Source organism: Lysobacter yangpyeongensis, assembly GCF_042655745.1.
GTDB lineage: Bacteria > Pseudomonadota > Gammaproteobacteria > Xanthomonadales > Xanthomonadaceae > Agrilutibacter > Agrilutibacter yangpyeongensis.
Window position 1 is genome coordinate 1 of sequence record NZ_JBHSNM010000009.1, and the last position, 24,526, is coordinate 24,526.

General features: G+C 68.3%; 24 protein-coding genes and 1 pseudogene. 10 read left to right on the forward strand and 15 right to left on the reverse strand.

What is annotated here, in order from left to right; genetic code table 11:
- Positions 1 to 123: 123 nt before the first annotated feature.
- The 7 genes and pseudogenes from ACFPN1_RS15555 to ACFPN1_RS15585 form a co-directional block, all read left to right on the forward strand.
- Positions 124 to 465, forward strand: a pseudogene (locus ACFPN1_RS15555) (CDP-alcohol phosphatidyltransferase family protein); the annotation flags it as partial.
- Positions 462 to 1,040, forward strand: a complete 579-nt coding sequence (locus ACFPN1_RS15560) for a hypothetical protein (protein WP_386756113.1) — start codon at positions 462 to 464, stop codon at positions 1,038 to 1,040. The pseudogene ACFPN1_RS15555 and the gene ACFPN1_RS15560, both read left to right, overlap by 4 nt.
- 18 nt (positions 1,041 to 1,058) lie before the next feature.
- A complete protein-coding gene (locus ACFPN1_RS15565; protein WP_386756115.1) occupies positions 1,059 to 1,718 on the forward strand; it encodes a lysophospholipid acyltransferase family protein in 660 nt (219 codons plus the stop codon).
- The gene (locus tag ACFPN1_RS15570; RefSeq protein WP_386756116.1) at positions 1,715 to 2,695 is read left to right on the forward strand and encodes a phosphatidate cytidylyltransferase; all 981 of its coding nucleotides are present in this window, start codon (positions 1,715 to 1,717) and stop codon (positions 2,693 to 2,695) included. The genes ACFPN1_RS15565 and ACFPN1_RS15570 overlap by 4 nt, the downstream gene beginning before the upstream one ends.
- Before the next feature lie 192 nt (positions 2,696 to 2,887).
- Positions 2,888 to 4,726, forward strand: coding sequence for a TOL_0244 family TonB-dependent receptor (locus tag ACFPN1_RS15575; protein WP_386756117.1), 1,839 nt, complete (start codon positions 2,888 to 2,890; stop codon positions 4,724 to 4,726).
- Positions 4,714 to 5,325: a TOL_0243 family YfiR-like periplasmic protein gene (locus tag ACFPN1_RS15580; RefSeq protein ID WP_386756118.1), complete on the forward strand. Its 612-nt coding sequence runs from the start codon at positions 4,714 to 4,716 to the stop codon at positions 5,323 to 5,325. The genes ACFPN1_RS15575 and ACFPN1_RS15580 overlap by 13 nt, the downstream gene beginning before the upstream one ends.
- Positions 5,322 to 6,944 (forward strand): sensor histidine kinase, YfiR-like protein-associated, encoded by a 1,623-nt coding sequence (locus ACFPN1_RS15585; protein ID WP_386756120.1) that lies wholly within the window; start codon positions 5,322 to 5,324, stop codon positions 6,942 to 6,944. Before ACFPN1_RS15580 ends, ACFPN1_RS15585 begins: the two co-directional genes overlap by 4 nt.
- A 16-nt stretch (positions 6,945 to 6,960) precedes the next feature.
- Here the strand turns inward: ACFPN1_RS15585 and fis are convergent, their stop codons facing one another.
- From fis to ACFPN1_RS15645, 12 genes are all read right to left on the reverse strand, one after another.
- Positions 6,961 to 7,230, reverse strand: coding sequence for a DNA-binding transcriptional regulator Fis (fis, locus tag ACFPN1_RS15590; protein ID WP_386756121.1), 270 nt, complete (start codon positions 7,228 to 7,230; stop codon positions 6,961 to 6,963).
- Between the two features lie 139 nt (positions 7,231 to 7,369).
- Positions 7,370 to 8,116: a DUF3426 domain-containing protein gene (locus ACFPN1_RS15595; protein ID WP_386756122.1), complete on the reverse strand. Its 747-nt coding sequence runs from the start codon at positions 8,114 to 8,116 to the stop codon at positions 7,370 to 7,372.
- 32 nt (positions 8,117 to 8,148) lie between these two features.
- Positions 8,149 to 9,072, reverse strand: coding sequence for a 50S ribosomal protein L11 methyltransferase (prmA, locus tag ACFPN1_RS15600; RefSeq protein WP_386756123.1), 924 nt, complete (start codon positions 9,070 to 9,072; stop codon positions 8,149 to 8,151).
- A 398-nt stretch (positions 9,073 to 9,470) separates the two neighbouring features.
- Positions 9,471 to 9,929: a hypothetical protein gene (locus tag ACFPN1_RS15605; RefSeq protein WP_386756124.1), complete on the reverse strand. Its 459-nt coding sequence runs from the start codon at positions 9,927 to 9,929 to the stop codon at positions 9,471 to 9,473.
- Between the two features lie 92 nt (positions 9,930 to 10,021).
- On the reverse strand, positions 10,022 to 11,389 hold the full coding sequence (gene accC / locus ACFPN1_RS15610) for an acetyl-CoA carboxylase biotin carboxylase subunit (protein WP_386756125.1): 1,368 nt from the start codon (positions 11,387 to 11,389) through the stop codon (positions 10,022 to 10,024).
- Between the two features lie 97 nt (positions 11,390 to 11,486).
- Positions 11,487 to 11,963, reverse strand: a complete 477-nt coding sequence (gene accB / locus ACFPN1_RS15615; protein WP_386756126.1) for an acetyl-CoA carboxylase biotin carboxyl carrier protein — start codon at positions 11,961 to 11,963, stop codon at positions 11,487 to 11,489.
- A 56-nt stretch (positions 11,964 to 12,019) separates the two neighbouring features.
- Positions 12,020 to 12,457 (reverse strand): type II 3-dehydroquinate dehydratase, encoded by a 438-nt coding sequence (gene aroQ / locus ACFPN1_RS15620; RefSeq protein ID WP_386756127.1) that lies wholly within the window; start codon positions 12,455 to 12,457, stop codon positions 12,020 to 12,022.
- A 367-nt stretch (positions 12,458 to 12,824) separates the two neighbouring features.
- Positions 12,825 to 13,424 (reverse strand): TlpA family protein disulfide reductase, encoded by a 600-nt coding sequence (locus tag ACFPN1_RS15625; RefSeq protein WP_386756129.1) that lies wholly within the window; start codon positions 13,422 to 13,424, stop codon positions 12,825 to 12,827.
- Positions 13,421 to 15,739 carry a protein-disulfide reductase DsbD family protein gene (locus tag ACFPN1_RS15630; RefSeq protein WP_386756195.1) on the reverse strand — a complete coding sequence of 773 codons (2,319 nt, stop codon included), beginning with the start codon at positions 15,737 to 15,739 and terminating at the stop codon, positions 13,421 to 13,423. Before ACFPN1_RS15630 ends, ACFPN1_RS15625 begins: the two co-directional genes overlap by 4 nt.
- Positions 15,740 to 15,765: 26 nt before the next feature.
- Positions 15,766 to 16,101 carry a divalent-cation tolerance protein CutA gene (gene cutA / locus ACFPN1_RS15635; RefSeq protein ID WP_386756130.1) on the reverse strand — a complete coding sequence of 112 codons (336 nt, stop codon included), beginning with the start codon at positions 16,099 to 16,101 and terminating at the stop codon, positions 15,766 to 15,768.
- Between the two features lie 98 nt (positions 16,102 to 16,199).
- A complete protein-coding gene (locus ACFPN1_RS15640) occupies positions 16,200 to 17,951 on the reverse strand; it encodes an endonuclease (protein ID WP_386756132.1) in 1,752 nt (583 codons plus the stop codon).
- 92 nt (positions 17,952 to 18,043) lie between these two features.
- The gene (locus ACFPN1_RS15645; protein ID WP_386756133.1) at positions 18,044 to 18,439 is read right to left on the reverse strand and encodes a helix-turn-helix transcriptional regulator; all 396 of its coding nucleotides are present in this window, start codon (positions 18,437 to 18,439) and stop codon (positions 18,044 to 18,046) included.
- 552 nt (positions 18,440 to 18,991) lie between these two features.
- On the opposite strand from ACFPN1_RS15645, the gene groES reads away from it, so the two are divergent.
- The 3 genes from groES (at position 18,992) to ACFPN1_RS15660 (ending at position 22,916) form a co-directional block, all read left to right on the forward strand.
- Positions 18,992 to 19,279: a co-chaperone GroES gene (gene groES / locus ACFPN1_RS15650; protein WP_386756134.1), complete on the forward strand. Its 288-nt coding sequence runs from the start codon at positions 18,992 to 18,994 to the stop codon at positions 19,277 to 19,279.
- A 56-nt stretch (positions 19,280 to 19,335) separates the two neighbouring features.
- A complete protein-coding gene (groL, locus tag ACFPN1_RS15655; protein ID WP_386756136.1) occupies positions 19,336 to 20,976 on the forward strand; it encodes a chaperonin GroEL in 1,641 nt (546 codons plus the stop codon).
- Positions 20,977 to 21,311: 335 nt separating this feature from the next.
- A complete protein-coding gene (locus ACFPN1_RS15660) occupies positions 21,312 to 22,916 on the forward strand; it encodes a flavin monoamine oxidase family protein (protein ID WP_386756137.1) in 1,605 nt (534 codons plus the stop codon).
- A gap of 52 nt (positions 22,917 to 22,968) precedes the next feature.
- On the opposite strand, the gene mddA is transcribed toward ACFPN1_RS15660, so the two are convergent.
- The 3 genes from mddA to ACFPN1_RS15675 form a co-directional block, all read right to left on the reverse strand.
- A complete protein-coding gene (gene mddA / locus ACFPN1_RS15665; protein ID WP_386756138.1) occupies positions 22,969 to 23,760 on the reverse strand; it encodes a methanethiol S-methyltransferase in 792 nt (263 codons plus the stop codon).
- 17 nt (positions 23,761 to 23,777) lie between these two features.
- A complete protein-coding gene (locus ACFPN1_RS15670; protein ID WP_386756140.1) occupies positions 23,778 to 24,050 on the reverse strand; it encodes a DUF4242 domain-containing protein in 273 nt (90 codons plus the stop codon).
- A gap of 69 nt (positions 24,051 to 24,119) precedes the next feature.
- On the reverse strand, positions 24,120 to 24,476 hold the full coding sequence (locus ACFPN1_RS15675; RefSeq protein ID WP_386756141.1) for a DUF4242 domain-containing protein: 357 nt from the start codon (positions 24,474 to 24,476) through the stop codon (positions 24,120 to 24,122).
- Positions 24,477 to 24,526 lie beyond the last annotated feature (50 nt).

A 24,526-nucleotide genomic window follows, 5' to 3' on the forward strand; every position in this document is an offset into this window, starting at 1 on the left:
CTTGTCGCCACGCTCCAATAGCCGAACCGCCTCTCGCTTGAATTCCGCAGTGAACCGCTGCCTTGCCATCCAAACACCTCCGGGGTTGTCCCCATTTTCAGGTGTCTGTGGAAGCCGGGCCACTCCAAACTGTGCGACGTGATCGCCGATGCCGCGCTGTATCTCGCGCTGCTGGCGATCGCGGGTCTGCCGGCATGGCTGCCGTGGCTGTTCGCGCTGCTGGCGGCGCTGACCGAATACGCCGGCGTGCTCGGCCTGATGGTCGGCGCGCAACGCCGCTACGACGGGCCTATGGGAAAGAGCGATCGCGCCTTCGTGGTCGGTGCCATCGGCCTGTTGCTGGCCTGCGGCGTGCCAGGCGGACGCTGGATTGCCGTCGTGCTCGGTGTCGCGTGCGTGTTGTGCGCGGCCACGGTGGTGAACCGCGTGCGCGCCGGCCTGCGCCAGGCCCGGGACGCGGCATGAGCGCAGCGGTCGCGGCCGGCGCAACGGCATCCACATTCCGTCGCTGGCGTCTCATTGCGCTGGTTTGGGGCTTCGCCGAGGCGACGCTGTTCTTCGTGATTCCCGATGTGTGGATCACGCGCGTGGCGCTGCGCTCGCGGCGCGAGGCCTTCGCGGCGATCGCCCATGCGATCGTCGGTGCGATGGCCGGCGGCGCGCTGGTGTACCTGTGGGGTGCACGCGATCCCGCGGCGGTGCGCGCAGTCTTCGACGCCCTGCCGGCGATCAGCCCGGCTCTGATCGACAGCATCGGCGCGCGCTGGCAGCAGCTGGGCGTGTGGGCGCCGCTGGTGGGTGCCTTCAGCGGCGTGCCGTACAAGCTGTATGCCGCGCAGGCGGCGGGCTTCGTGAGCCTGCCGGTGTTCGTGGCGCTGAGCGTGCTCGCGCGCGGTGCGCGCTTCCTCATCTTCGCCCTGTTTGCGCACGCGATCGCGCGCCGGGCCACGCCGCGTTTCGGCGAGCGCCGCGTGTTCGCGCTGTGGCTCGGCTTGTGGATCGTGGGTTACACGCTGTACTGGCTGCGCATGCCGAACTGACCACCGGGACCTGCAACGATGCTCGAAGGACTGATCGCCCGTTCCATCAGCTTCACCATCCGTGCGCTCACCGGCGCGCGCGGCCTGTGGCGCGGCTGCGCGCCCTCCGACGATCTGCGCGTGTATTACGGCAACCACGCCAGCCACGGCGACTTCGTGCTGATCTGGTCGGCGCTGCCGCCGGCCCTGCGGCGCAGCGTGCGCCCGGTCGCGGGCGCGGATTACTGGAACCGCGACGCGCTGCGCCGTTACATCATCAACGCGGTCTTCAACGGCCTGCTGATCGAGCGCAATCCCGCCAGGCGCAACACCAATGCCATCGACACGCTGTGCGAAGCGGTCGATGGCGGCGCTTCGCTGATCCTGTTCCCCGAAGGCACGCGCAATCCCGGCGAGAGCGGGTTGTTGCCGTTCAAGAGCGGCATCTACCACCTGGCGTGCAAGCGGCCGGAGGTCGAATTCGTGCCGGTGTGGCTGGACAACCTGGCCCGGGTGATGCCCAAGGGCCGCGTGCTGCCGTTGCCGCTGCTGTGCACGGCCACGTTCGGCGTGCCGCTGCGCCTGCATGCGGGCGAAGACAAGGCGGCGTTCCTGCAACGCGCGCGCGATGCGCTGCTGGCGCTGGCGCCGCCGGAATTCCTCGCCGAAGCCAATGCCGCGAAGGAGGCCGCCGCATGAACGATCCCGTCGTGGTGCAGCGCGAGTTGTGGCTGTTCGGCTCGCGCATGACCTGGCTGTTCCTCGGCATCGCGCTGGTGCTGGTGGTGGCGACGGCGGTCGCCGAGTTCCTGCGCTGGCGCGCACGCGGCAGGCCCAGCAGCGTGATCGACAACCTCGTCTCCCGCATCCGCGCATGGTGGGTGATGGCGGCGCTGGTCGGCGCGGCCTTCGCGCTCGGGCGCATCGGCGTGACGGTGTTGTTCGCACTGGTGTCGCTGTTCGCGCTGCGCGAATTCATCACGCTCACGCCGACGCGGCGCGGCGACTACTGGGCGCTGGTCGCGGCGTTCTACGTGGTGCTGCCGTGGCAGTACTGGCTCGTGTACACCGGCTGGTACGGGCTGGCGACGCTGCTGATCCCGGTCTATGCATTCCTGTTCCTGCCGATCCTGGCAACCTCCGGCGGCGACACCACGCGCTATCTGGAACGCACGGCCAAGGTGCAGTGGGGGCTGATGATCTGCGTGTACTGCATCTCGCACGTGCCCGCGCTGCTCAACCTGCGCATCCCCGGCTACGGGGGCGGCAATCTGCTGCTGATCGCGTTCCTGGTGATCGTGGTGCAGTCCTCCGACGTGCTGCAGTACGTGTGGGGCAAGCTCGCGGGCCGGCGCCTGGTCGCGCCGAAGCTGTCGCCGTCGAAGACGCTGGAAGGTTTCGTCGGCGGCGTGCTCTCGGCGACCGCGCTGGGCGCGGCCCTGTGGTGGATCACGCCGTTCACGCCGCTGCAGGCGGCGGGCATGGCACTGGTGGTCAACCTGATGGGCTTCTACGGCGGTCTGGTGATGTCGGCGATCAAGCGCGACCGCGGCATCAAGGACTGGGGCCACATGATCGAGGGTCATGGCGGCATGCTCGACCGGCTCGATTCGGTGTGTTTCGCCGCGCCGGTGTTCTTCCACTTCACCCGTTACTGGTTCTCGCTGCCGGCGTGAGGCCGCGGGTCGCGTGCCGGCGGCGCGCGGCTTCGGCCATTTGACAGGCGCCGGAAATGGTCGTATTGCTGGCCGCGCTCGCCGCAGCGGGGATGTGGGCCTAACGGAAGAGGCGGCCAGATGGCGAATCGGATCCGTGTACTTGGACGTTGCTGCGCAACCGCGATTGCGCTGATCGGCATTTCGCCCGCGATGGCCGGGCAGGCAGACCCGGGTACCCTCGCCGACTTCAGTCTGGAAGAACTGGGCGACATCGAGATCACCTCCGTGTCGAAACACGCCGAGCGTCTCGCGGATGCGCCGGCGTCGGTGTTCGTGATCACGGCCGAGGACATCCGCCGCTCCGGCGTCACCAGCCTGCCGGAGGCGTTGCGGCTGGCGCCCAATCTCGAAGTCGCGCGCGTCAGTGCCAGCTTCTACGCGATCAGTTCGCGCGGCTTCAACAACGGCGCCGGCAACAAGCTGCAGGTGCTGCTGGACGGCCGCATCCTGTACACGCCGCTGTTTTCCGGCGTGTTCTGGGATACGCCCGACGTGATGCTGGAGGACGTGGAACGCATCGAAGTGTTGAGCGGTCCCGCCGCGACCCTGTGGGGCGCCAACGCCGTCAACGGCGTGATCAACATCATCACGCGACGAGCGTCGGACACGCAGGGCACGCTGCTCGGCGCGAGCGCCGGCGACCGCGAACGCAACTACGCGCTGCGTTACGGCGGCACCGCCGGTGCCGCCTCCTATCGCATCTACGGCAAGTTCTTCGAGCGCGACGCGACGGAGCAGGCCGGCGGCGCGAGCCAGGACGACGCCTGGCATCGCGGCGAGATCGGCTTCCGCGCGGACTGGGGCACGGCGGCGGACGGCTTCACTGTGCAGGGCGCCACGTACCGCGGCGACCTGGACGGACCGGCGGGCGACACGGAAATCGCCGGTACCAACGTGCTCGGGCGGTGGAACCGCACGCTGGCCTCCGGCGGCGCGACGCAGTTGCAGGCCTACTTCGATCGCAACGACCGCGACGTCGACAACCGCCTCGTCGGCGACGCCGGCCAGCGGCTGCAGATCTACGAAGTCGACTTCCAGCACGAGGTAGGCGGACTGCAGCGCCAGACCATCGTGTGGGGCATCAACCACCGCGCCGCGAACGACGACATCGACAACGCCCTCCTCACCGCCTTTCTGCCGGCCGAGCGCAGTCTGCGCTGGACCAGCGTGTTCGTCCGCGACGAATTCGCACTGCGCGACGACCGCCTGCGGCTCATCGGCGGGCTGCGCGTCGAGCGCAATTCCTACACGGGCACCGAGGTGATGCCGACCCTGCGGCTCACCTGGAAGCCGACCGGGTCGCAGCTGCTGTGGCTCTCGGCCGCGCGCGCCGTGCGCACGCCGTCGCGCTTCGATCGCGATTTCTTCCGGCCGTCGCAGCCGCCCTTCATTTTCGCGGGCGGGCCGGATTTCCAGTCGGAAGTGGCCAACGTGTATTCGGTGGGTTACCGCTTCCAGCCGTCGTCGCGGCTGTCCTATGCGATGACGGTGTCGCACCACGATTACGACCGGCTGCGCAGCATCGAACAGATCGCGCCGTTCCGTTTCATCATCGGCAACAAGATGGAAGGCGATGCCACCAGCGTCGAAGCCTGGGGGACGCTGCAGGTGACCGAACGCTGGCGCCTGAGCGCGGGTGGGGCGTGGCTGGACCAGCACCTGCGGCTGAAGGCCGGCAGCGCCGATCCGGCCGGTCCGCGCCTGGCTGGAAACGATCCGAAGTACCACTGGATCATGCGCTCGTCGCTGGACCTGCCGGGCCGGCTGGAGCTGGATGCCAGCGTCCGCCATGTCGCCGAACTGCCGCTGCCGCAGGTTCCGGCCTATACCGCATTCGACATGCGGCTGGGCTGGCATGCGAACGATCGGCTGGAGCTCTCGTTGACGGGGCAGAACCTGTTCGACGCACGCCACGTTGAGTTCAACGCAGGGTCCGCTCCCAGTCAGATCGAGCGCGAAGTACGGATGGGTATCCGATGGCTGTTCTGAACCGTCTTGTTCCGCCCCAGCTGCGCACCGCACGTGTGGGAGGATGGCTCGCCGTGGCAATGCTGGCGCTCGCGGTGATGTTGCACAGCGCGAGCGCACAAGCGATCGCGGCGCCGGTCGAGTTGCAGGCCAGCGAGAGTCGGGTGAAGGCCGCCTTCGTGTACAAGTTCGGCGACTACGTCGAATGGCCCGCGCAGGCTTTCGATGCGCCGGACAGCCCGCTGGTGATCGGCGTGGTCGGCGACGACACGCTCGCGCAGGAACTCGTGCGGATCTCGCAGGGGCATACGATCGACGGCCGCCGCGTGGCCGTGAAGCGAATGCGCCACGGTGATCCGCTTTCAGGATTGCACATCGTCTTCATCGGCGCGTCGGAGGCGCGCCGTGCGGCCCAGGCCATCGAGGCGGGCAGGACCGGGCATGCCCTCACCATCACCGATACGGACGACGGGCTCCGGCTCGGCAGCGTGATCAACTTCGTCGTCGTGGCCAACAAGGTTCGCTTCGATGTCGCGCTGCCTTCGGCCGATGCGAGCGGATTGAAGATCAGTTCGCGCCTGCTCGCCGTCGCACGCACCGTCGTGGAGGGAGCGCCATGAAGCTCGGTCTTGCCGGTTCACTGCGGCGCAAGCTGATGGCGGTGATCCTGCTGACGACCCTGTCGGCGCTGGTCGTCGCCCTGGTGACCATCGTCGTGTACGACCTGCGCGCCTATCACCGCACCTGGGTCGCCGACGTCACCACGCAGGCGACGCTGCTGGGCAGCGCCTCGGCGCCGGCGATCGCCTTCGACGATCCCAAGGTGGCCGAAGAGAACCTGCAGCTGCTGCGCCTGCGCCCGCAGGTGCAGGCAGCCGCGATCTACACCGCGCGCGGCGGCCTGTTTGCCTCGTATGCGCGGCCCGGCGTTGAGGCGCGCTTCCCGAAGTTGCCCGGACCTGAGGGGACACGCATCGACGGCCGCGGCCTGGTGCTGTACCAGCGCATCGTCAACGACAAGGAGATCCTCGGCACCGTTTATCTGCGCACCGATTACGAGATGCTCAAGCGCACCGGCGACTACGTGCTGATCGGAGTCCTGGTCGCGGTGGTCGCGATGTTCGTGGCCCTGCTCATGTCCAGCTACCTGCAGCGGATCGTGACGCAGCCGATCCTGGCCATCACCGGCGTCGCGCGCGAAGTGGTCGAGCAGAAGGACTACTCGCGCCGCGCCGTGAAGATGAGCGGGGACGAAGTCGGTGTTCTGGTGGATGCATTCAACGGCATGCTCGCCGAAATCGAGCGCCGCACGGGGGCGCTGGAGGTTTCCAACGCCGAACTGGGACGCGAGATCGCCGAGCGCAGCCGGGTGGAAGAGGAAGTCCGGCGCCTCAACGCCGAGCTCGAAGATCGCGTCGAGCGCCGTACCGCGCAGCTGGCAGCCGCCAACCGCGAACTGGAGGCCTTTTCGTTCTCGGTATCGCACGACCTGCGCGCGCCGCTGCGGCACATCGATGGGTACGCCCACATGCTGCAGGAAGAAGCGGCCGACCGGCTCGATGGCGACGCGCGCCGCTACCTGGACACCATCAGCGAGAGCGCGCGGCGCATGGGGCTGCTGATCGACGACCTGCTGGCGTTCTCGCGGATCGGCCGCAACGAGGTCCAGCGCACCACGGTGGACATGAACGCCATCGTCGAAAGCGCGCGGCTGGAAGCCGGCAGCGCGCAGACCGTGCAGGCGCAGGTCTGGGTGGGGCAACTGCCGTCGGCGTACGCCGATCCGCGGTTGCTGCACCAGGTGTGGGTCAACCTGGTGTCGAATGCGCTCAAGTACAGCGCCCCGCGCGGCGATGCGGCGCGCATCGAAATCACCGGCGAAGCCTACGGCGATGTGAGCCGCTACCGGATCCGCGACAACGGTGTGGGCTTCGACATGCGCTATGCCGACAAGCTGTTCGGCGTGTTTCAGCGCCTGCACGCGCGCGACGATTTCGAAGGCACCGGCGTGGGCCTGGCGATCGTGCATCGCATCGTGACGCGCCACGGTGGCCGGATCTGGGCCGAGGCCGAACCCGATCGCGGTGCGACGTTCACAATCGAATTGCCGAATGCGGGACCGGGTGTGCGCCCGTCCGGACCCCGGCCCGCGGATACGCGGCCGCCGCCGCAGGAACAGACGGCCGCGACGGGACCGGCGACGGACCAGCCCGATCCGTCGCTCGCGCCGAGCGCCTAGTGCCTGCTGCTGATTTCTAGTCCAGCCCGTATTCGCGCAGCTTCTTGCGCAGTGTCGCGCGATGGATGCCGAGCATCGCCGCCGCGCGGCTCTGGTTGCCGTCGCAGTGGGCGAGCACTTCGATGAACAAGGGAATCTCGAGTTCGCGCAGGGCGATCTCGTAGAGGTTCTCGGTACCGCTGCCGTTGAGGTCGCCGAGATAGCGGCGGATGGAAGTGGCAACGTGGTCGCGCAGAGGGGGGCGCGGTTTCGAGCGTTGATCGTGGCGATCGGCAGCGGCGTTCAAGCGGTTCCCCCCGGAATTCGTCCGCCGCGCCGGCGGCGGGCCGGTGCGGCGGGAGGGGGAGTCTAGCGCGCGCGCGTCGCAGGCAACAACAAGAACTGCGGTGGGTGCCGCAGTTCGCCGCTGTAACGGCGCAAGCGATTTACATGAAGTCGAAGGTGAACGCGACGACCTGTTGCGCCGGCTCGATCACGTCGAGCTGGATGGTCGCGCTCTGTCCCGGCGCGATGCGTCCGCCCTGGCCCGCGGGGAGGTAGTCCGACGGCGCGAAGGCGCGCGATCCCACCTGTCGTCCGTCCATGTCGGACAGCGTGAGCAGCACGGTGGGCCACGGCTGCTCCCAGCGCGCATCGTTGCGGAAACTCGCGCTGACGCGCAGCACGCCGCGTTCGCCCGCCTTGGGCTGCACGCTGCGCTGGAGCATGGTGAAGGCCGCCGGTTCGCGCCAGGCGGGCACATCGCAACGCAACAGCGAACAGGCGCCGCCGACCAGCGGTCGCCAGCGCGCGTCCGCCGCCAGCGTCTCGCGCTGCGCGAGCAGGATCTGCACGCAAAGCAGCAGCGTCAGCGCGGCGATCACCAGCCAGCTGCGCCAGTGCGTGGCACGCACCGGTGCCGGCGCATGGCGCCGCGCGAAACTGGGGGCGTGCGCGGCGCGCCGGCGGCGCGGCGGTTGCGTTTCGGATGCGGCGACGACGTCTTGCTCCTCTACGGCCGAGGCGTCGTCGCCGGATGCCGCATCCGCAGTGGGCACCGGTGCCGGCACCTCGTCGCGCGCCAGCGGCCGGGCGAGCCGGGGATCGATCGCGCTGCCGCAACGCGGGCAACGCTGGATCGCGCCGCCGTGCGCGGCGACCAGGAAACCACAGTGCGGACAGGCGACGAACATGGGCCTATTCAAGCACGCCGGCGTGCATGCGGTCAGCCGTGCCGGCGTACGCCCGTGACGCGCATCCAGTCTTCCAGACGTTCGGCGCGCAGATCGTCGAAGGCGCCCGCATAGCGCGCGATCACTTCGTCTTCCTGCCCCGCGAGGATGCCGGACATGGCGAGCACGCCACCGGGGGCCACGCGTGCGGTGAGCGTGTCGGCGAGTGCGATCAGGGCCGAAGCGAGAATGTTCGCCACCACCACCGGATACATGGCCGTCGGTTCGTCCTGCGGCAGGTGCACGTCGAGCCGGTCGGCAACGTCGTTGCGTTCGGCATTGTCGTGCGTGGCGATCAGCGCCTGCGGATCGTTGTCGACGCCGACCGCACGCGCCGCACCCAGCTTGAGGGCCGCCAGCGCCAGAATGCCGCTGCCGCAGCCAAAGTCGAGCACGCGCTGTCCCTGCAGCGCATTGGTCGAAGCGAGTTCGTCCAGCCACTGCAGGCACAGGGCGGTGGTGGGATGCGTGCCGGAACCGAAGGCGAGACCGGGATCGAGGCGGACGATCGCGGCGTCGTCGGCCTTTGCTTCCTCGGGCAGCTCGCTGTTCCAGGGCACGATCCAGGTGCGGGCGCCGAAGCGCAGCGGCACGTACTGGTCCATCCACGCGCGTTCCCAGTCCTGGTCTTCGACCTTGCGGAAGCGGGCCTGGGTCCAGTCGAGTTCCTCGTCGAACGCCTCCAGGGCGGCCAGCAGCACCAGGCCGTCGGTGTCTTCGGGGAACAACGCCGTCAGGATCAACTCGCCCCACAGCGGTTGTTCGCCGACACCGGGCTCGAAGATCGCCTGTTCGTCCGGCGCATCGGCGTGCGCATCGGCGAGCGTGACGGCGAGCGCGCCGACGTCTTCCAGCGCACGCTCGTAACGCGGTTGCCGGGCTTCGGTGCAGGGGAGGGAGAGTTCGAGGAAGGGCATGAGGGCGTGGTGCGTGAGCCGGCGCGCATTATCCCACCGGGTGGGTGCGGCGCGCTGGGCTGGGATCTGCGCCGCTCGTGGGAATGCGGGCCGCGGCTGGTGCGCCGGTAGCCGGGCGGCCATTCGACTTCGCTTGGCTACGCACAGGGCGAACGGTGTCTTGCGGATTTCCGTAGCGGAGTCTGTGTGCCTGTGCTCCTCAGTGGGAGTCTGCGCGCGTGCACCCAGCGCGCAGACGCGGCGTTGGTTCGCCCGCAATGAACTGCTTTTGGTACTGAGCGAGTGACGTGCTGCGCTTGTGCGTAGGCGCGTAGCGAAGTCGAAGGGAGCGTAAGCGCGCAGAACCAGGAGATTTCTACGCAACCAGCGCAGGAACGCCCCATGAACTTATCCGGCGCCTAATCCCCACCCTCCAGCCACGCGCGTCGCTGGGCCAGTGCCGCATCCAGATCGAAATCGGCCCGGAACGCGCGGCAGGCGTCGGCCAGGATGCGCTGCTGCTTGTTCTCCAGCGCGTTGGCCAGCGCCAGCTGCACGTTTTCGACGACGCAACCGGCCTGTTCCTCTGCGGAACAGTCGAGCCAAGGCTGCCAGTCGACGGCCAGTTCGAGTTCGAGTTGCTCGCCCTGGCGGCGGAACCGGGCGCGCGAAGCGCTGGTGTCGGTCGCGTCGAACAGGCCACAGGTTGCATGGAACTGACGCAGCGGCGAGCCGTGCTGCGCCACGGTCGTGGCCAGATGCCGGGCGAATTGCCCGGAGGCCTGCTCCAGCAGGACCTCCAGCGCTTCGGAAGACGGATCGCGGCCGCCGAACAGGCGCTTGTCGACACTCAATCCGATGAAGACCTGCAGGTCCATGCGGGAGACCTCCGTCCTGCCTGTTGCCGCGTCTGCCTTGCGACCGGAGCGACGCTCGGTCGCTTCGGTTCGCGGACAGCTGCTGCCGTCGCTTACGCCATCGAGATCGACTTTTCCTTCTGTTCCTTCAGCCGCTTCTCGAGGTAATGGATGTTCTGTCCGCCCTGCTGGAAACCGGCGTCGGACAGGATCCGCTGCTGCAGCGGGATGTTGGTCTTGATGCCGTCGACGACCATTTCCGACAGCGCCACGCGCATGCGTGCGATCGCGGTCTTGCGGTCGGGACCGTGCACGATCAGCTTGCCGATCATCGAGTCGTAGTTCGGCGGCACGCGATAGCCCTCGTAGATATGGCTGTCGACGCGCACACCGGGGCCGCCCGGTGCGTGGAAATGCTGGATCAGGCCCGGGCAGGGCATGAAGGTCTCGGGATCTTCCGCGTTGATGCGGCATTCGATCGCGTGGCCGTCGAGGACGATGTCCTCCTGCTTGATCGACAGCTTGTGGCCGGCCGCGATCATCAGCTGTTCCTTCACCAGGTCGATGCCGGTGACCAGTTCGGTGACCGGGTGCTCCACCTGGATGCGGGTGTTCATCTCGATGAAGTAGAAGCGGCCGTTCTCGTAGAGGAACTCGAACGTGCCCGCGCCGCGGTAACCGATGCGCTTGCAGGCCTCGACGCAGACCTTGCCGATTTCCGCGCGCTGTTCGGGCGTGATGCCCGGTGCCGGCGCTTCCTCGACGACCTTCTGGTGGCGGCGCTGCATCGAGCAGTCGCGTTCGCCCAGATGGATCGCGTTGCCCTGGCCGTCGGCGAGCACCTGGATCTCCACGTGTCGCGGGTTCTCCAGGAACTTTTCCATGTAGACCATGTCGTTGCCGAACGCAGCCTTCGCCTCGGTCTTGGTGGTCTGGATCGCCGCGTTGAGGTGCGCTTCGGTGTGCACCACGCGCATGCCGCGGCCGCCGCCGCCACCGGCGGCCTTCACGATCACCGGGTAGCCGATCTCGCGCGCGATCTTGACGTTGGTCGCGGCGTCGTCGCCGAGCGGACCGCCGGAACCGGGCACGCAGGGCACGCCCGCCGACTTCATCGCGCGGATCGCCTCGACCTTGTCGCCCATCAGGCGGATCGTGTCGGCCTTGGGGCCAATGAAGATGAAGCCGCTTTGTTCGACGCGCTCGGCGAAGTCGGCGTTCTCGCTCAGGAAGCCGTAGCCGGGATGGATCGCCTGCGCGTCGGTGACTTCGGCCGCGGCGATGATCTGCGCCATGTTGAGGTAGCTGTCGGTGGACGGCGCAGGGCCGATGCACACCGACTCGTCGGCCATGGCGACGTGCTTGAGGTTGCGGTCGACGGTGGAATGCACCGCGACCGTGCGGATGCCCAGCGCGTGGCACGCGCGCAGGATGCGCAGCGCGATTTCGCCACGGTTGGCGATGACGACTTTATCGAGCATGGGGCTCTTCTCAAAAAACGGGAATAGGGAAGAGGGAGTGGGGAACGCAGGGCCGCGGGGAGCTTTCGTTCCCCATTCCCTTTTCCCCGTTCCCGCTTTACCCGATCACAAACAACGGCTGATCGAACTCGATCGGCTGGCCGCTCTCGACCAGGACCTTGACGATGGTGCCGGCGACGTCGGCTTCGATCGGGTTGAACATCTTCATCGCTTCGATGATGCCGAGCGTTTCGCCGGCCTTGACCGACTGGCCCTGGGTCACGAACGGCGGCTTGTCCGGCGCCGGCGAGGCGTAGAAGGTGCCCACCATCGGCGCGCGCACGACGTGACCCGGCGGCAGGTCGGTCGCCGGCTTGGGCGTGCCGCCGCTGGCGGCTTCGGTGGGGCCGTGCATCGGCATCACCGGGGCGGCGGCGACGGGCGCGGCCGGCATGGCGGGCACCGCGGCCATCGCGAAACCGCCCTTGGGGGCGCGGGCGAGGCGGACCGACTCTTCGCCTTCCTTGATCTCGATTTCGGCGAGGTTCGACTCTTCCAGCAGGTCGATGAGCTTCTTGATCTTGCGCAGGTCCATGGTGGGCCTCTGGTACTCGGAATGGGAAAAAGGGAAGCGGCTTCGCCGCGCTGGAACTAGTCCAGCCGCGCGAGCGCCGCGTCGAGTGCGTAGCGGTAGCTGTCGGCGCCGAAGCCGGCGATCACGCCGACCGCGAGGTCGCTGAAGTAGCTGGTGTGGCGGAACGGTTCGCGGGCGTGCGGGTTGGACAGGTGCACTTCGATGAAGGGAATGCCCACCGCCGCCAGCGCATCGCGCATCGCCACGCTGGTGTGGGTGTAGGCGGCCGGATTGATGACGATGAAGCGGGTCCCGTCCTCGCGGGCGGCCTGGATGCGATCGACCAGTTCGTGTTCGGCATTGCTCTGGAAGCTGGCCAGCTCATGCCCGGCCTTCTGCGCCAGCTGCGCGAGATAGGCGTCGATCTGCGCCAGCGACATGCGGCCGTAGACCTCGGGCTCGCGCGTGCCGAGCAGATTGAGGTTGGGGCCGTGCAGGACCAGCAACTTGGCCATGGCGGGGAAGCGGGTCCGGGAAGCGAAGGCCGCGAGTGTGGCCCAAGGGCGCCGGCGTGTCCAGACGTTCGCTACCGTATCGGCGAAGTTGTCGGGAGTTAAGCAGTTGTTGGAGTGGACGCTCTAGAGGGGCGCCGCGAATGACCAGGGCTACAAGGATCCCCAGCGCGCCGCAGCGCGCCAGGTCACAACACGCACGGGCTTTTCCCATGCGGTCGCATTGAACAGGAGATCGCGTAGCCCGGGTAAGGCCGAAGGCCGCACCCGGGGAGGGTGCCCGCAGGCAAGAGCCCAGGGACGCCGATCATTCTCCCGAGTTGCGGCGCCTCGCATATCATCGCGGGCCGCGTTCCTGGCGGCGCGGCCCTCACCGCACCCAGCCCTCGATTTCCCCTTCCCCGAACGGCCCGACCTTCTGCTTCAGCACGCGCCCGTCCGCATCGAGCAGCACCGAATAGGGCAGCACGCCCTTGCGATTGCCCAGGCGCACGCCGGCATCGCCGGGTCCCGGGGCATCGACGAGCACCGGATAGGCGACCGGGACGCGCCGCAGGAAGGCGCGGACGGCCTCAGGCTCGTCCAGCGCGATGCCGACCACTTGCATGCCGTTCGCCGCCTGGCTCCGGGCGAAGCGGTCCAGTTCGGGCATCTCCTTCACGCAGGGGCCACACCAGCTGGCCCACACGTTCACCAGCACCGGCCGGCCGGCATAGGCGTCGGGCAGGGTGACGGCGCCGCCGTCCAGAGCCGGGACGCTGAAAGTCGGCAGGATCGCGCCACGTTCGGCGATCTTCAGCCCAGCGGGCGGCTCGGGTGCCGAGGCGGACAGGGCTTCCTGCAGGGCACGCTGGCCGAGTTCGGTGTGCAGCAGGGGGTTGGGGCCGTTGCGCCACACGCCCACCGCGACGCCGAGCGCGCCGGCGACGAGCGCGACGCCGAGCAGCCTGGCGGTCGGCCCGAATTTCATTTCGCCGCTTCGGCCAGCGCGTCGCGCACGCTGTCGCCGGTCAGGACCACCGGCAGCACGCGGCCTTCGCCGCCGTTGCGCGGAAACACCACGTAAAGCGGCACGCCGACCGCGCGGTAACGCTGCAGGAACGCCGTCAGCGCCGGGTCGACGTCGGTCCAGTCGCCGACCATGTACACGGCGTTGGCGGCCGTCATCGCGTCGCGGAAGCCGTCGGTGCGGAACACCGCGCGTTCGTTCGCCTTGCAGGTCACGCACCAGTCGGCGGTCATGTTGACGAAGACCACGCGCCCGGCGGCGCGCAGGTCGGCCAGGCGCTGTTCGGAGAAGGGAACCGCGACGATGCCTTCGCTGGGTGCGGAGATCGCGGCATTGGCCGACGGACGCGGCAGGGTATGGATCGCGCGCAGCGGCCAGATCAGCGCGACCGCGGCCAGCACGGACGCCACCAGCGCCCAGCGGTGGCCGGTGGTGCGGGCGCGCGTCCACGCCCAGGCCGTGAAGGCCAGCAGCACCGCGGCGAGCAGCCACCAGCCCATGGCATCGGCGCCGCGCTGACGCGCCAGCACCCAGGCCAGCCAGGCGGCGGTGAGGTAGAGCGGGAAGGCGAGGGCCTGCTTGAAGGTTTCCATCCACGCTCCGGGGCGCGGCAGGCGGTGCGCGAGCGCCGGCACCAGGCCGATGACGAGGAAGGGCAGGGCCAGGCCGAGGCCCAGCATCAGGAACACCAGCAGGGCCACGCCCGCCGGTGCGGTGAAGGCCCAGGCCAGCGCGGCTCCCATGAACGGCGCCGTGCACGGCGTGGCCACCACCACGGCCAGCACGCCGGTGAAGAAGTCGCCCAGCGGGCCGGTCTTCGTGGTCAGCGCATGGCCCATGCCGGTCCAGCGGCCGCCGACGTGCCACACGCCGGACATGCTCAGGCCCAGTCCGAACATGAGCAGCGCCAGCAGCGCAACCACCACCGGCTGCTGCAGCTGGAAGCCCCAGCCCAGGGCCAGGCCCGCCTGCCGCAGCGCCAGCGCCAGGCCGCCCAGCAGCATGAAGCTGAGCACCACGCCGGCCGTGTACCAGAGCGCATGCCGGCGCGCGCGGGCGGGATCCTCACCGTTGCCGGCCAGCGACAGCGCCTTGAGCGACAGCACCGGCAGGACGCAGGGCATCAGGTTGAGCACGAGCCCGCCCAGCAGTGCGAGGGCCAGGGCAGACAGCAGGGTGAGGTTCGCACCGCGCGGCGGGGCGGGGGTCGGCGCGGCTGTCGCCGGCGCCTTCGTCGATGCGGTGCCGTCGGACGAAGGCGTGCCCGGCGCTGCCGCGATCGACGCGTCGGTTGCGCTGACGGTCGCGGTGCCCGCATCGTTCGCACCCGTTGCAGCGCTCGCCGGCGTGATCCGGCCGCGCGGCACGTCCAGCGTCACCGCGCGCGTCATCGGCGGATAGCAGACGCCGTCGGTCTGGCACCCCTGAAAGGTTGTGCTGACCGTCACCCGCGCCGCATCGGCGCGCGTGCGTTGCAGGGGCAAGGGCACGTCGACCTGGTCGAAGTAGACGATGACGTCACCGAAATGCTCGTCGTGATGGCGCGTGCCCGCGGGCCACCGCGGTGCCGCAAGTGCGATCCCCGCCTTCGCCGCCGCATCGAGCCGGAACGAGGTCTTGTCGCGATACAGGTAATAGCCGTGCGCCGGCGTGAAGCGCAGCAGCAGCGTATTGCCGTCGCCGACGATCGCCTCGAACGCGAAGGCCTGTTCCGGCGGCAGCGGTTCGGCGTCGATCGCGCCCGCACCGGAGCTGCCGAGCAGTCCGCCACCCCGCGGCACGCCACGCGCGCTGCCGCGGCCGAAATCCACCACCGGTTCGTCGGCGGCCGCGGGCAAGGCGACGGTGACATTGCGCGTCTGCGGCGGATAGCAGATGCCCGCATCCGCGCAGCCCTGGTAGCGCACCTTGAGCGTGGCCGAGGCCGCGCGCGCCTGGCCGGGCACGACGACCATCAGCGCCTCGCGATACGTCTCGACCCGGCCGAAGATCTCGTCGGTATGCGGCACGCCGGCGGGAATCTGCGGCGCGTCGGCGGCGAAGCCCGCGTCCGCCTGGATCCGCAGCTGGTGCCGGTACAGGTAGCAGCCGGGGGCGATCTTCCAGCGCAGTTCGATGCGGTCGGCCGCGGTCGCCTGCGCCGAGAGCACGAAAGCCTCTTCGACCGGCAACAGGTTGTCGGCGTCCTTGCACGAGGGCGCGGCGGCCAGGGTCGGTGCGATGCCCGCGCCCCACAGCGCGGCGACGGCGAGGAACCAGGGAAGCAGGGCGCGCACGCGCGCAGGCGAAGAATTCATGCGGATCAGGCGTCGGGACCGGGCAGGGGGGCGGATTCCGCCGTTACCCAGTCGAGATAGGCAGGGAGGCCGGAGCGGACTTCGACCGCGACCAGTTCCGGCAGTTCATAGGGATGCAGGGCGCGCAGCCGCGCGGTCAGCGCTTCCAGACGATCGGCGGTGGTCTTGATCAGCAGCAGAACCTCGTCGGCCTCCTCGACCTGGCCCTGCCAGCGATAGGTGGAACGGATGCCGGGAACGCGGTTCACGCAGGCGGCGAGCCGTTCGGTGACCAGCGCCTGCGCGATGCGTTCGGCGCTCGCCGCGTCGGGACAGGTGCTGTAGGCGAGCAGGACGGGCATCGGGCAATTGTACCGGCGGGGGTCCGGCGCCTGGTTTGCCGCAACAACGAAAAAGCCCGGGCAGGCCCCGGGCTTTTCCTGCCTCCATGGCCGGAGCGTCAGTTCAACTGGCAACTGGCCGGCTTGGTCGAAGTGAACAAGGCCGACGTCGCCCACTCGGGATGGTCGATGAAGGGATTGCGGTTGCCCTGGAAGCTGTAGATCACCTCGTTGCGCTCGCGCTCCGCCGCATCCGGCGGATCGGCCTGGTGCCACGCCAGCAGCGTCGACAGCAGGCCCATGTAGGCCGGCGAGGCGGAGGTGATCACGATCCTGCTGCGATCGTCGGTCAGTTCCAGGTCGGGCTCGCTCTGCCCGTTCCGGTCGACGCCGCCTTCGTAGCGGATGGCCATGTACAGCACCGCGCGCGCGACGTCGCCCTTGCGATGGCCCCAGACCTGGAACGAGCCGCTGTTGCCGTCGGGGCCTTTCACCCAGTTCGAATTGCCCGGGTACACGCCGGTGCCGCCACCGAAGCCGTTGTTGGCTTCGGTCGCGCGTTCGCCGCAGCCGCCGGCGAGCGTGCAGTCGGCGTACGGCTTGTTGCCGCGATCGGCGTTCCACGTGGTGTCGCTCAGGTACAGCATGTGCGTGTCGGTGTAGGGCGAATACGGCAGGCCCTTGTCGCCGGTGGGCGTGCCGAAGCCGAGCGAGTTCGGCCAGGTGTGCTCGCGGTTGTAGGTCAGTCCGGTACCGGTGCCCGCGCGTTCGCTGCCCTTGAGGTAGCTGCGGTTGCGGTACACGTCGAGGACGCGGCTGGCGTTGTCGGGATCCTCGTCGGCGATCTCGAGGATGCTCCAGGTATTGGTGGTGCCGCCGCTGTACGGATAGGCCGCGTGATCCTTGATGGTTTCGTGCAGCGAACAGCGCAGCTGGCTGGCGCTGCCGGTATTGACGTGCGCGTAGTAGCCCGTGCCGCCGCTCGCGGCGACGGTGAAATTCACCACCTTGTTCTGCGCCAGCTTCGCGCCACCGGTGTCGGTCACCCGGGTCGCATCGATGGTGAACGTGCAGGTTTCGCCGCCGATGAGGGTTTTGCCCGTGGTGGCGGTGAATCCGGTGCTGCTGGCCGGATACGTCAGCGGCACCGTGCCCGACTGCGTGCATTGCAGCGCGAATGCGCCGCTGGTGAGCGTCACCGCTTCGCTGAAGGTGACGGAGATGTCGGTCGCGGCGGCGACGCCGGTGGCGCCGTCGGCGGGCGAGGTCGACACCACGGTCGGCGGCGGATTGGGCGCGGTGAAACTCTGCGCGTTGTTGCAGGTGCCGAAGGTCTGCGTGGCCGACGCGCGCCAGGTGAAGTTGGCATAGCCGCTGCCGCTGCCGCCGAGCTGCAGCGAGGTGTTCGACGGCGATTCGCTTTCGGACACCGGCAGATTGCTGCTGGTACGGCCCGCGGCCGGGCCGTTCGACGCGGTGATCGCGCCTTCGTAGCTGAGGAACTGCACGACCTGCCCGTTGCCGTTGACCAGGGCGATGCCGTCGTTGGCACCGTTCTGGATGCCGTTGGCGGCATAGCTCAGCGTCGCGATGCGCACGCTGCCGCCGCAGGTCACCGTGCTGCCGGCGGGCACCGGGTCGTTGTCGTAATAGGTCGCGGCCGACGGCGTGGCGCCGTTGTAGAGATAGAGGCGATAGCCCGACAGGCTTTCGCCATTCGTGGCGACCACCTCGATGCGCTCGCCGGTATCGCTACCGTTGTTGTCGTAATGGATCTCGTTGATGAAGACCTCGGCCGACGCCGCCAGCGGCGTGAGCGCGAGCACGGCGGCGAAGGCGCCGCAACGGGCACCACGGATCGACAGCTTCATGCAGGACTCCCTCCCAAGGAAGCCGCGACTCTAGCGGGCGCGGATGACCGTTCGCATGCGGCAGCGCCGCACCGGTCGACCTGGGCGTCCGCTCAGCGGGCGCTGCCGATCTTGCGGCCGGTACGCAGCGACGCGAGTTGCTCCACCACTTCCACCAGCGGCGCGCGCGCGCGCGTGGGCGCATCGCGGAAGGCGAGGATCAGGCGCAGTTCGATCGGATCCTCGATCAGCAGGGCGTCGGCCGCGGCGACCGAGTCCAGCGCCGTATCGCTGGACAGGCTCATCTTGCCGCGGCCGGTCGCGAGCCATTCGAACTGCACGCCGCAGGCCAGCGCGACCTCGCGCATGTGGGTCACGCTCGGATGCTTGCCGTTGTTGGTTTCCCAGTGGCTGACGGCACTGCGCTGCACGCCGATCGCACCGGCCAGCGCGGCCTGGGAGAGGCCGGCATGGCGCCGGGCGAGGCGGATGCGTTGCTGGGGCGTCATGCGTGGGAGCTCCCTGGACGGTCCGGATAGGCCGATTGTTACCGTAAGTCACGTCGCTAGCAAAAGACACCAAGCGGTGTGCGCCGCTGGTCTCCTAAATTCGGGTTAAACCATTATGAATCAGCAGCTTAAAGCGATAAAACGTGCCAATCCGATACCAATAGTAACCAAATGACTACGATTTCATACTGGACAACCCGCCACGACCGGCACAAATTGGCCCCGTCCGGCACGGATGTCGGCGTCGACAAGAGGTCAGGTACGGAGACGCGGCGCGGGAATGCGCCATGCCGAGGACGGCCATCTCCAAACCGGAAAGAGCGCGAACCCCTGTCCGCGCTCTTTCTTTCTTTTCAGGCCTCCGAAGGTCCGGACGTTCCCCGTCCGGACCTTTTTTCTTTCCGGCGCTTGAAAGCGTCCGCTGCGGCCCCATCTGCTGCCAGTCCCGGCTCGCCCGGGTCTTTCTACGCCCCAGGTCTGGCACTCGCCCATGGCGACTGCTAAAGCCAGGGGCATTTGTCCCGTCAATCAACCAGTTACGTGAGGGTTGCCATGAATATCAAGCCGCTGTTCGACCGCGTGGTCATCAAGCGCATGGAAGAGGAAAAGCTGTCCGCGGGCGGCATCGTGATCCCGGACTCGGCCACCGAGAAGCCGATCAAGGGTGAAGTCGTCGCCGTCGGCGACGGCAAGGTCTTCGACAACGGCAACGTCCGCGCCCCCAAGGTCAAGGTCGGCGACAAGGTGCTGTTCGGCAAGTACAGCGGCACCGAAGTGAAGCTCGACGGCACCGAATACCTGGTGGTGAAGGAAGACGACATCTTCGCGACGATCGGCTGATCGCGCGTCCGCTTCCGATTTTCCTTTTCGACTGAATTCTTTTTGAGGTAATCGCAATGGCTGCTAAGGAAATCCGCTTCGGCGAAGACGCGCGCACCAAGATGCTGCGCGGCGTGAACGTGCTCGCCAATGCCGTCAAGGCAACGCTCGGCCCGAAGGGCCGCAACGTCGTGCTCGAGAAGAGCTACGGCGCCCCGACCATCACCAAGGACGGCGTGTCCGTCGCCAAGGAAATCGAACTGGCCGACAAGTTCGAGAACATGGGCGCGCAGATGGTCAAGGAAGTCGCTTCCAAGACCTCCGACAACGCCGGTGACGGCACCACCACCGCCACCGTGCTGGCGCAGGCGCTGATCCGCGAAGGCATGAAGGCGGTCGCCGCCGGCATGAACCCGATGGACCTCAAGCGCGGCATCGACAAGGCCGTGGGCGAAGCCGTCGGCGAACTGAAGAAGATCTCCAAGCCGTCGTCGACCTCGAAGGAAATCGCCCAGGTCGGCACCATCTCGGCCAACTCGGACGCCAACATCGGCGACCTGATCGCGCAGGCGATGGACAAGGTCGGCAAGGAAGGCGTGATCACCGTCGAAGACGGCTCGGGCCTGGAGAACGAACTCGACGTCGTCGAGGGCATGCAGTTCGACCGCGGCTACCTGTCGCCGTACTTCATCAACAACCAGCAGTCGATGCAGGCCGAACTGGAAGATCCGTTCATCCTGCTGCACGACAAGAAGATCTCGAACGTGCGCGAACTGCTGCCGGTGCTCGAAGGCGTCGCCAAGGCCGGCAAGCCGCTGCTGATCGTCGCCGAGGAAGTCGAAGGCGAAGCCCTCGCCACCCTCGTCGTCAACACCATCCGCGGCATCGTCAAGGTCTGCGCGGTGAAGGCCCCGGGCTTCGGCGACCGTCGCAAGGCGATGCTGGAAGACATGGCCGTCCTCACCGGCGGCACCGTGATCTCCGAGGAAGTCGGCCTGCAGCTCGAGAAGGCCACCATCAAGGACCTCGGCCGCGCGAAGAAGGTGCAGGTCTCCAAGGAGAACACCACCATCATCGACGGCGCCGGCGAAGTGTCGGGCATCGAAGCGCGCATCAAGCAGATCAAGGCGCAGATCGAAGAAACCTCTTCGGACTACGACCGCGAGAAGCTGCAGGAGCGCGTGGCCAAGCTGGCCGGCGGCGTGGCCGTGATCAAGGTCGGTGCCGCCACCGAAGTCGAGATGAAGGAAAAGAAGGCCCGCGTCGAAGACGCGCTGCACGCCACCCGCGCTGCCGTGGAAGAAGGCATCGTCCCGGGCGGCGGCGTCGCGCTGCTGCGTGCGCAGGCCGCGATCGCCGGCCTGAAGGGCGCCAACGAAGACCAGAACCACGGCATCCAGATCGCCCTGCGCGCGATGGAAGCCCCGCTGCGCGAGATCGTCTCGAACGCCGGCGAAGAGCCCTCCGTGATCGTCAACAAGGTCAAGGAAGGCAAGGCTTCGTTCGGCTACAACGCCGCGACGGGCGAGTTCGGCGACATGCTGGAGCTCGGCATCCTCGACCCGACCAAGGTCACCCGCACCGCGCTGCAGAACGCCGCGTCGATCGCCGGTCTGATGATCACGACCGAAGCGATGGTCGGCGAACTGCCGAAGAAGGAAGAGCCGGCGATGCCGGGCGCCGGTGGCATGGGCGGCATGGGCGGCATGGACTTCTGAGTCCGGTTGCCGCGATGGCGCCGCCGGTTCCGGCCGGCGACGCCTCATCGAAAAGCCCCGCAGCGATGCGGGGCTTTTTCTTTGCCTGGATGTGATGCGGGCATCGGAATGTCCGCGATGCAACGGCGGCGTCGTGTCACCCGGGGCACTTCGCGCTGCGCGATGCATTCGCCGCAATACGAAGCATCCACGTCGCGCGAACGTGCGAAATGGCGATTGCGGTCGCTATCCTGAATTCCGGTGGCGGATGCCATGCGCGCAGGAGCCTGACCGGTCAGGCAGCGCGGGAACGTTGTCCAGCAAGCCTGTCGACCGCAGGAGCCAAGGAGCACACCGTGGCGCGTACGCCTCTTTTCCGTCTGTTGCAACGCGCTGCCCGCATCGCGCGGGCGGCGAACCGTTCACCGGTTTCCCTCGACGACTTCTACGGGGAGGGTGTCGCCTCGCGCGTCGATGCGCAGCGACGCCGGCTGGTCCAGGGCGCGGGTGCGGCGATGCTGCTGTCCGGCTGCACGCACGTCGCGCGGCCGTTGACCGGACGCGACGACGAAGTGGCGATCGTCGGCGCCGGCATCGCCGGCCTCACCGCCGCGTGGCGTCTGCGCCAGGCCGGCGTGCGCGTTCGCGTATTCGAGGCGCAGGGCCGCGTCGGCGGCCGCATGCTGAGCCTGCGCAACCATTTTCCCGATGGCCAGGTGATCGAACTCGGCGGCGAACTCATCGACACCGGGCACACCCGCATCCGTACGCTCGCATCGGAACTCGAACTCGTGCTCGACGACCTGCTCGAAGGCGACACCGGTAGCGATGCCTGGTACTTCGACGGGCGCACCATCGGCGAGCACGAGATCGTCGAAGCCTTCGTGCCGGTCGCGCAGGCGATCGAACGCGACCTCGCCGCGCTCGGCGACGGCGATCTCGACTACCGCGATGCCAATCCCGCGTTCCGTGCACTCGATACGCTGTCAATCGCGCAATGGCTGGACCGCAACGGCGTCAGCGGCTGGCTGCGCCGGCTGATCGATGTCGCCTACACCACCGAGATGGGGCTGGAGATCGACCAGCAGTCCGCGCTCAACCTGCTCACCTTCATCGGCACCGATACCGACGCGTTCAAGGTCTTCGGCGCGAGCGACGAGCGCTTCCACGTGCGCGGCGGCAATGATCTGGTCGTGCAGCGCCTGGGCGAGCGGCTCGCCGATGCGGTCGAAACCGGCCAGATCCTCGAAGCGGTGGCATCGCGCGGCGACGGTTATGTGCTGTCGTTCCGCAGCGGCAGCGCCTCGCGCGAAGTGGTGGCCCGCCAGGTGATCCTCGCCTTGCCCTTCACGCTGCTGCGCGAGGTGCGCATCGACGCCGAACTCCCCGCGCACAAGCGCCATGCGATCGCCGCGCTCGCCTACGGCACCAATGCGAAGCTGATGATCGGCTTCGATCGCCGTGCGTGGCGCGCGCACGGTGCCAACGGCGCATCGATGAGCGACCTGCCGTACCAGACCACGTGGGAAACCTCGCGCAAGCAGCCCGGCGACAGCGGCGTGCTGACCAACTTCACCGGCGGCAACCACGGGCGGGCGCTGGGCGACGGCAGCGCGAAACAGCAGGCCGATGCCGCAGTGGCATCGCTGGAGCGGGTTTTTCCCGGCGTCGCGGCCGCGCGCGCCGGCGCGCGCGAGGCGCGCATGCACTGGCCGTCGCAACCGTGGGTGCGCGGCAGTTACGCCTGCTTCCGTCCCGGTGACTGGTCATCGCTGCGCGGCGTGATGGGCGAAGCGGTGGGCGGCCTGCACTTCGCCGGCGAACACTGCGCGCTGGAGACGCAGGGCTTCATGGAAGGCGGTTGCGAATCGGGCGAGATCGCCGCGCGCGAGGTCATGATGCAGCTTGGCCTGGCGCGATTCCCGTTCCCGCGCCTGCGCAAGGTGGCGGCCACCGCGTAAGCAGGTGCGTCCGCCGCGCCGCCCCCGGGGAGGATGCGGCGCGGCGACCCTGTCAGGGCACAACGATGTCCGCATCCCGTCTCGCGGTGGCGGGCGAAGCCGCCGCCGCGCGAGCGCGCCGCGACCACGGCAGCAGCATCGGCACGCGCCGCTGGTAGTCGCGGTAGGTATCGCCGTAGAGCGCGAGCAGGTCGCGTTCTTCCAGGAACTTCACCGCCACCAGGATGTAGCCCGTGGTCATCACCGCGAACAGCAGGTGTCCCAGCGTCATGGTCGGGGTGGCCCAGAACGCGATGAGGAAGCCCAGCATCAGCGGATGCCGCACGATGCGATAGAACGCGCGCGTCACGAACGGTTCGTCGGGCATCGGGCGCCGGTGCGCGAAGAACCAGGTCTGGCGCAGGCCGAACAGCTCGAAGTGGTTGATCAGGAACGTGCTCGACAGCACCAGCAGCCAGCCCAGCGCCGACACGCCGTGCACCGCCCAGCGCAGGGCCGGCGCGTCCACGTCCCAGAGCTGCTGCGGCAGCGTGCGCCACTGCCAGAACAGCAGCGCAAGCACGAGGCTGCTGGCGAGCACGTACGTGCTGCGTTCGATCGGCTGCGGCACGTAGCGCGTCCACCAGCGCTTGAACGCGGGACGCGCCATTCCGCTGTGCTGGACCGCGAACAGCGCAAGCAACGCGAGGTCGATACCGAGCGCGACGGCGAACGGTGCATCTATGCCGTGGTCGACGTGCCGCGGCACGCCGACGCCGGCAACGAAGGCGATGGCGTACAGGAACGTCGCCAGGAACGCCGCGTAGCACGCGGCGCCGTAGAGCAGGGCAGGCAGGCGGGACATGGCACGCACCTCCGTGACTAGCGATAGAAGTACGGATCGAGGACCCGCACTTCGGTGATGCGCTCGACCGGCAGGTTGTTGCTGCCGGCCGCGCGGCGAATGGCCTCGGGGCTGGGGCCGTCGTAGACGCAGAAGGTCTTCGTCTTGTCGTCGCTGACGTAGGAATGCACCCAGGTCACGCCATCGCGGGCGTTGGCGTCGACGACGCCCAGGCACGCGCGCGCGCCCTCGTCGTTGACCGGGATGTGCAGGCCGGCGGGGAAGTGGCGTTCGATCATGTAGCGGGGCATGTCGGTTCTCCGGTTGTGAGTTGCAGTTGTGCGGCGCGCGGCCGCGTGGCCGCGCGCGGGGGAAGGGCGTTACCTGGCCTCGAGCGTGACGGGGACTTCGGTGATCGAGTCGACCGGCAGGTGGTTGGCCGCGGCGGCCTGGCGGATGGCGTTCTCGGTCGGGCCTTCGTAGATGCAGAACGTCCGCGTGCGATCGCCGTTGGCGAAGGACATCAGCCACTTCACGCCGAAGCGCGCATTGGTCTGGTTGACCTTCGTTTTGGTCGCAGCGTCCAGCCCGTCGAGGGCGCCTTTTGGGAAGGTGCGCTGGACGACGTAGCGGTGCGTGGGCGCGGTGGCGTTGTCGGCGAAGGCCAGGCCCGACAGGGCCAGGCCGCACGCGGCACTGCAGGCCAGGGCCAGCAGCGGCTTCATCAGGGACTTCATGGGGGAATCTCCGGTCAGGCAGCGGAATGGCTGCGAGGGAGAGGCTACGC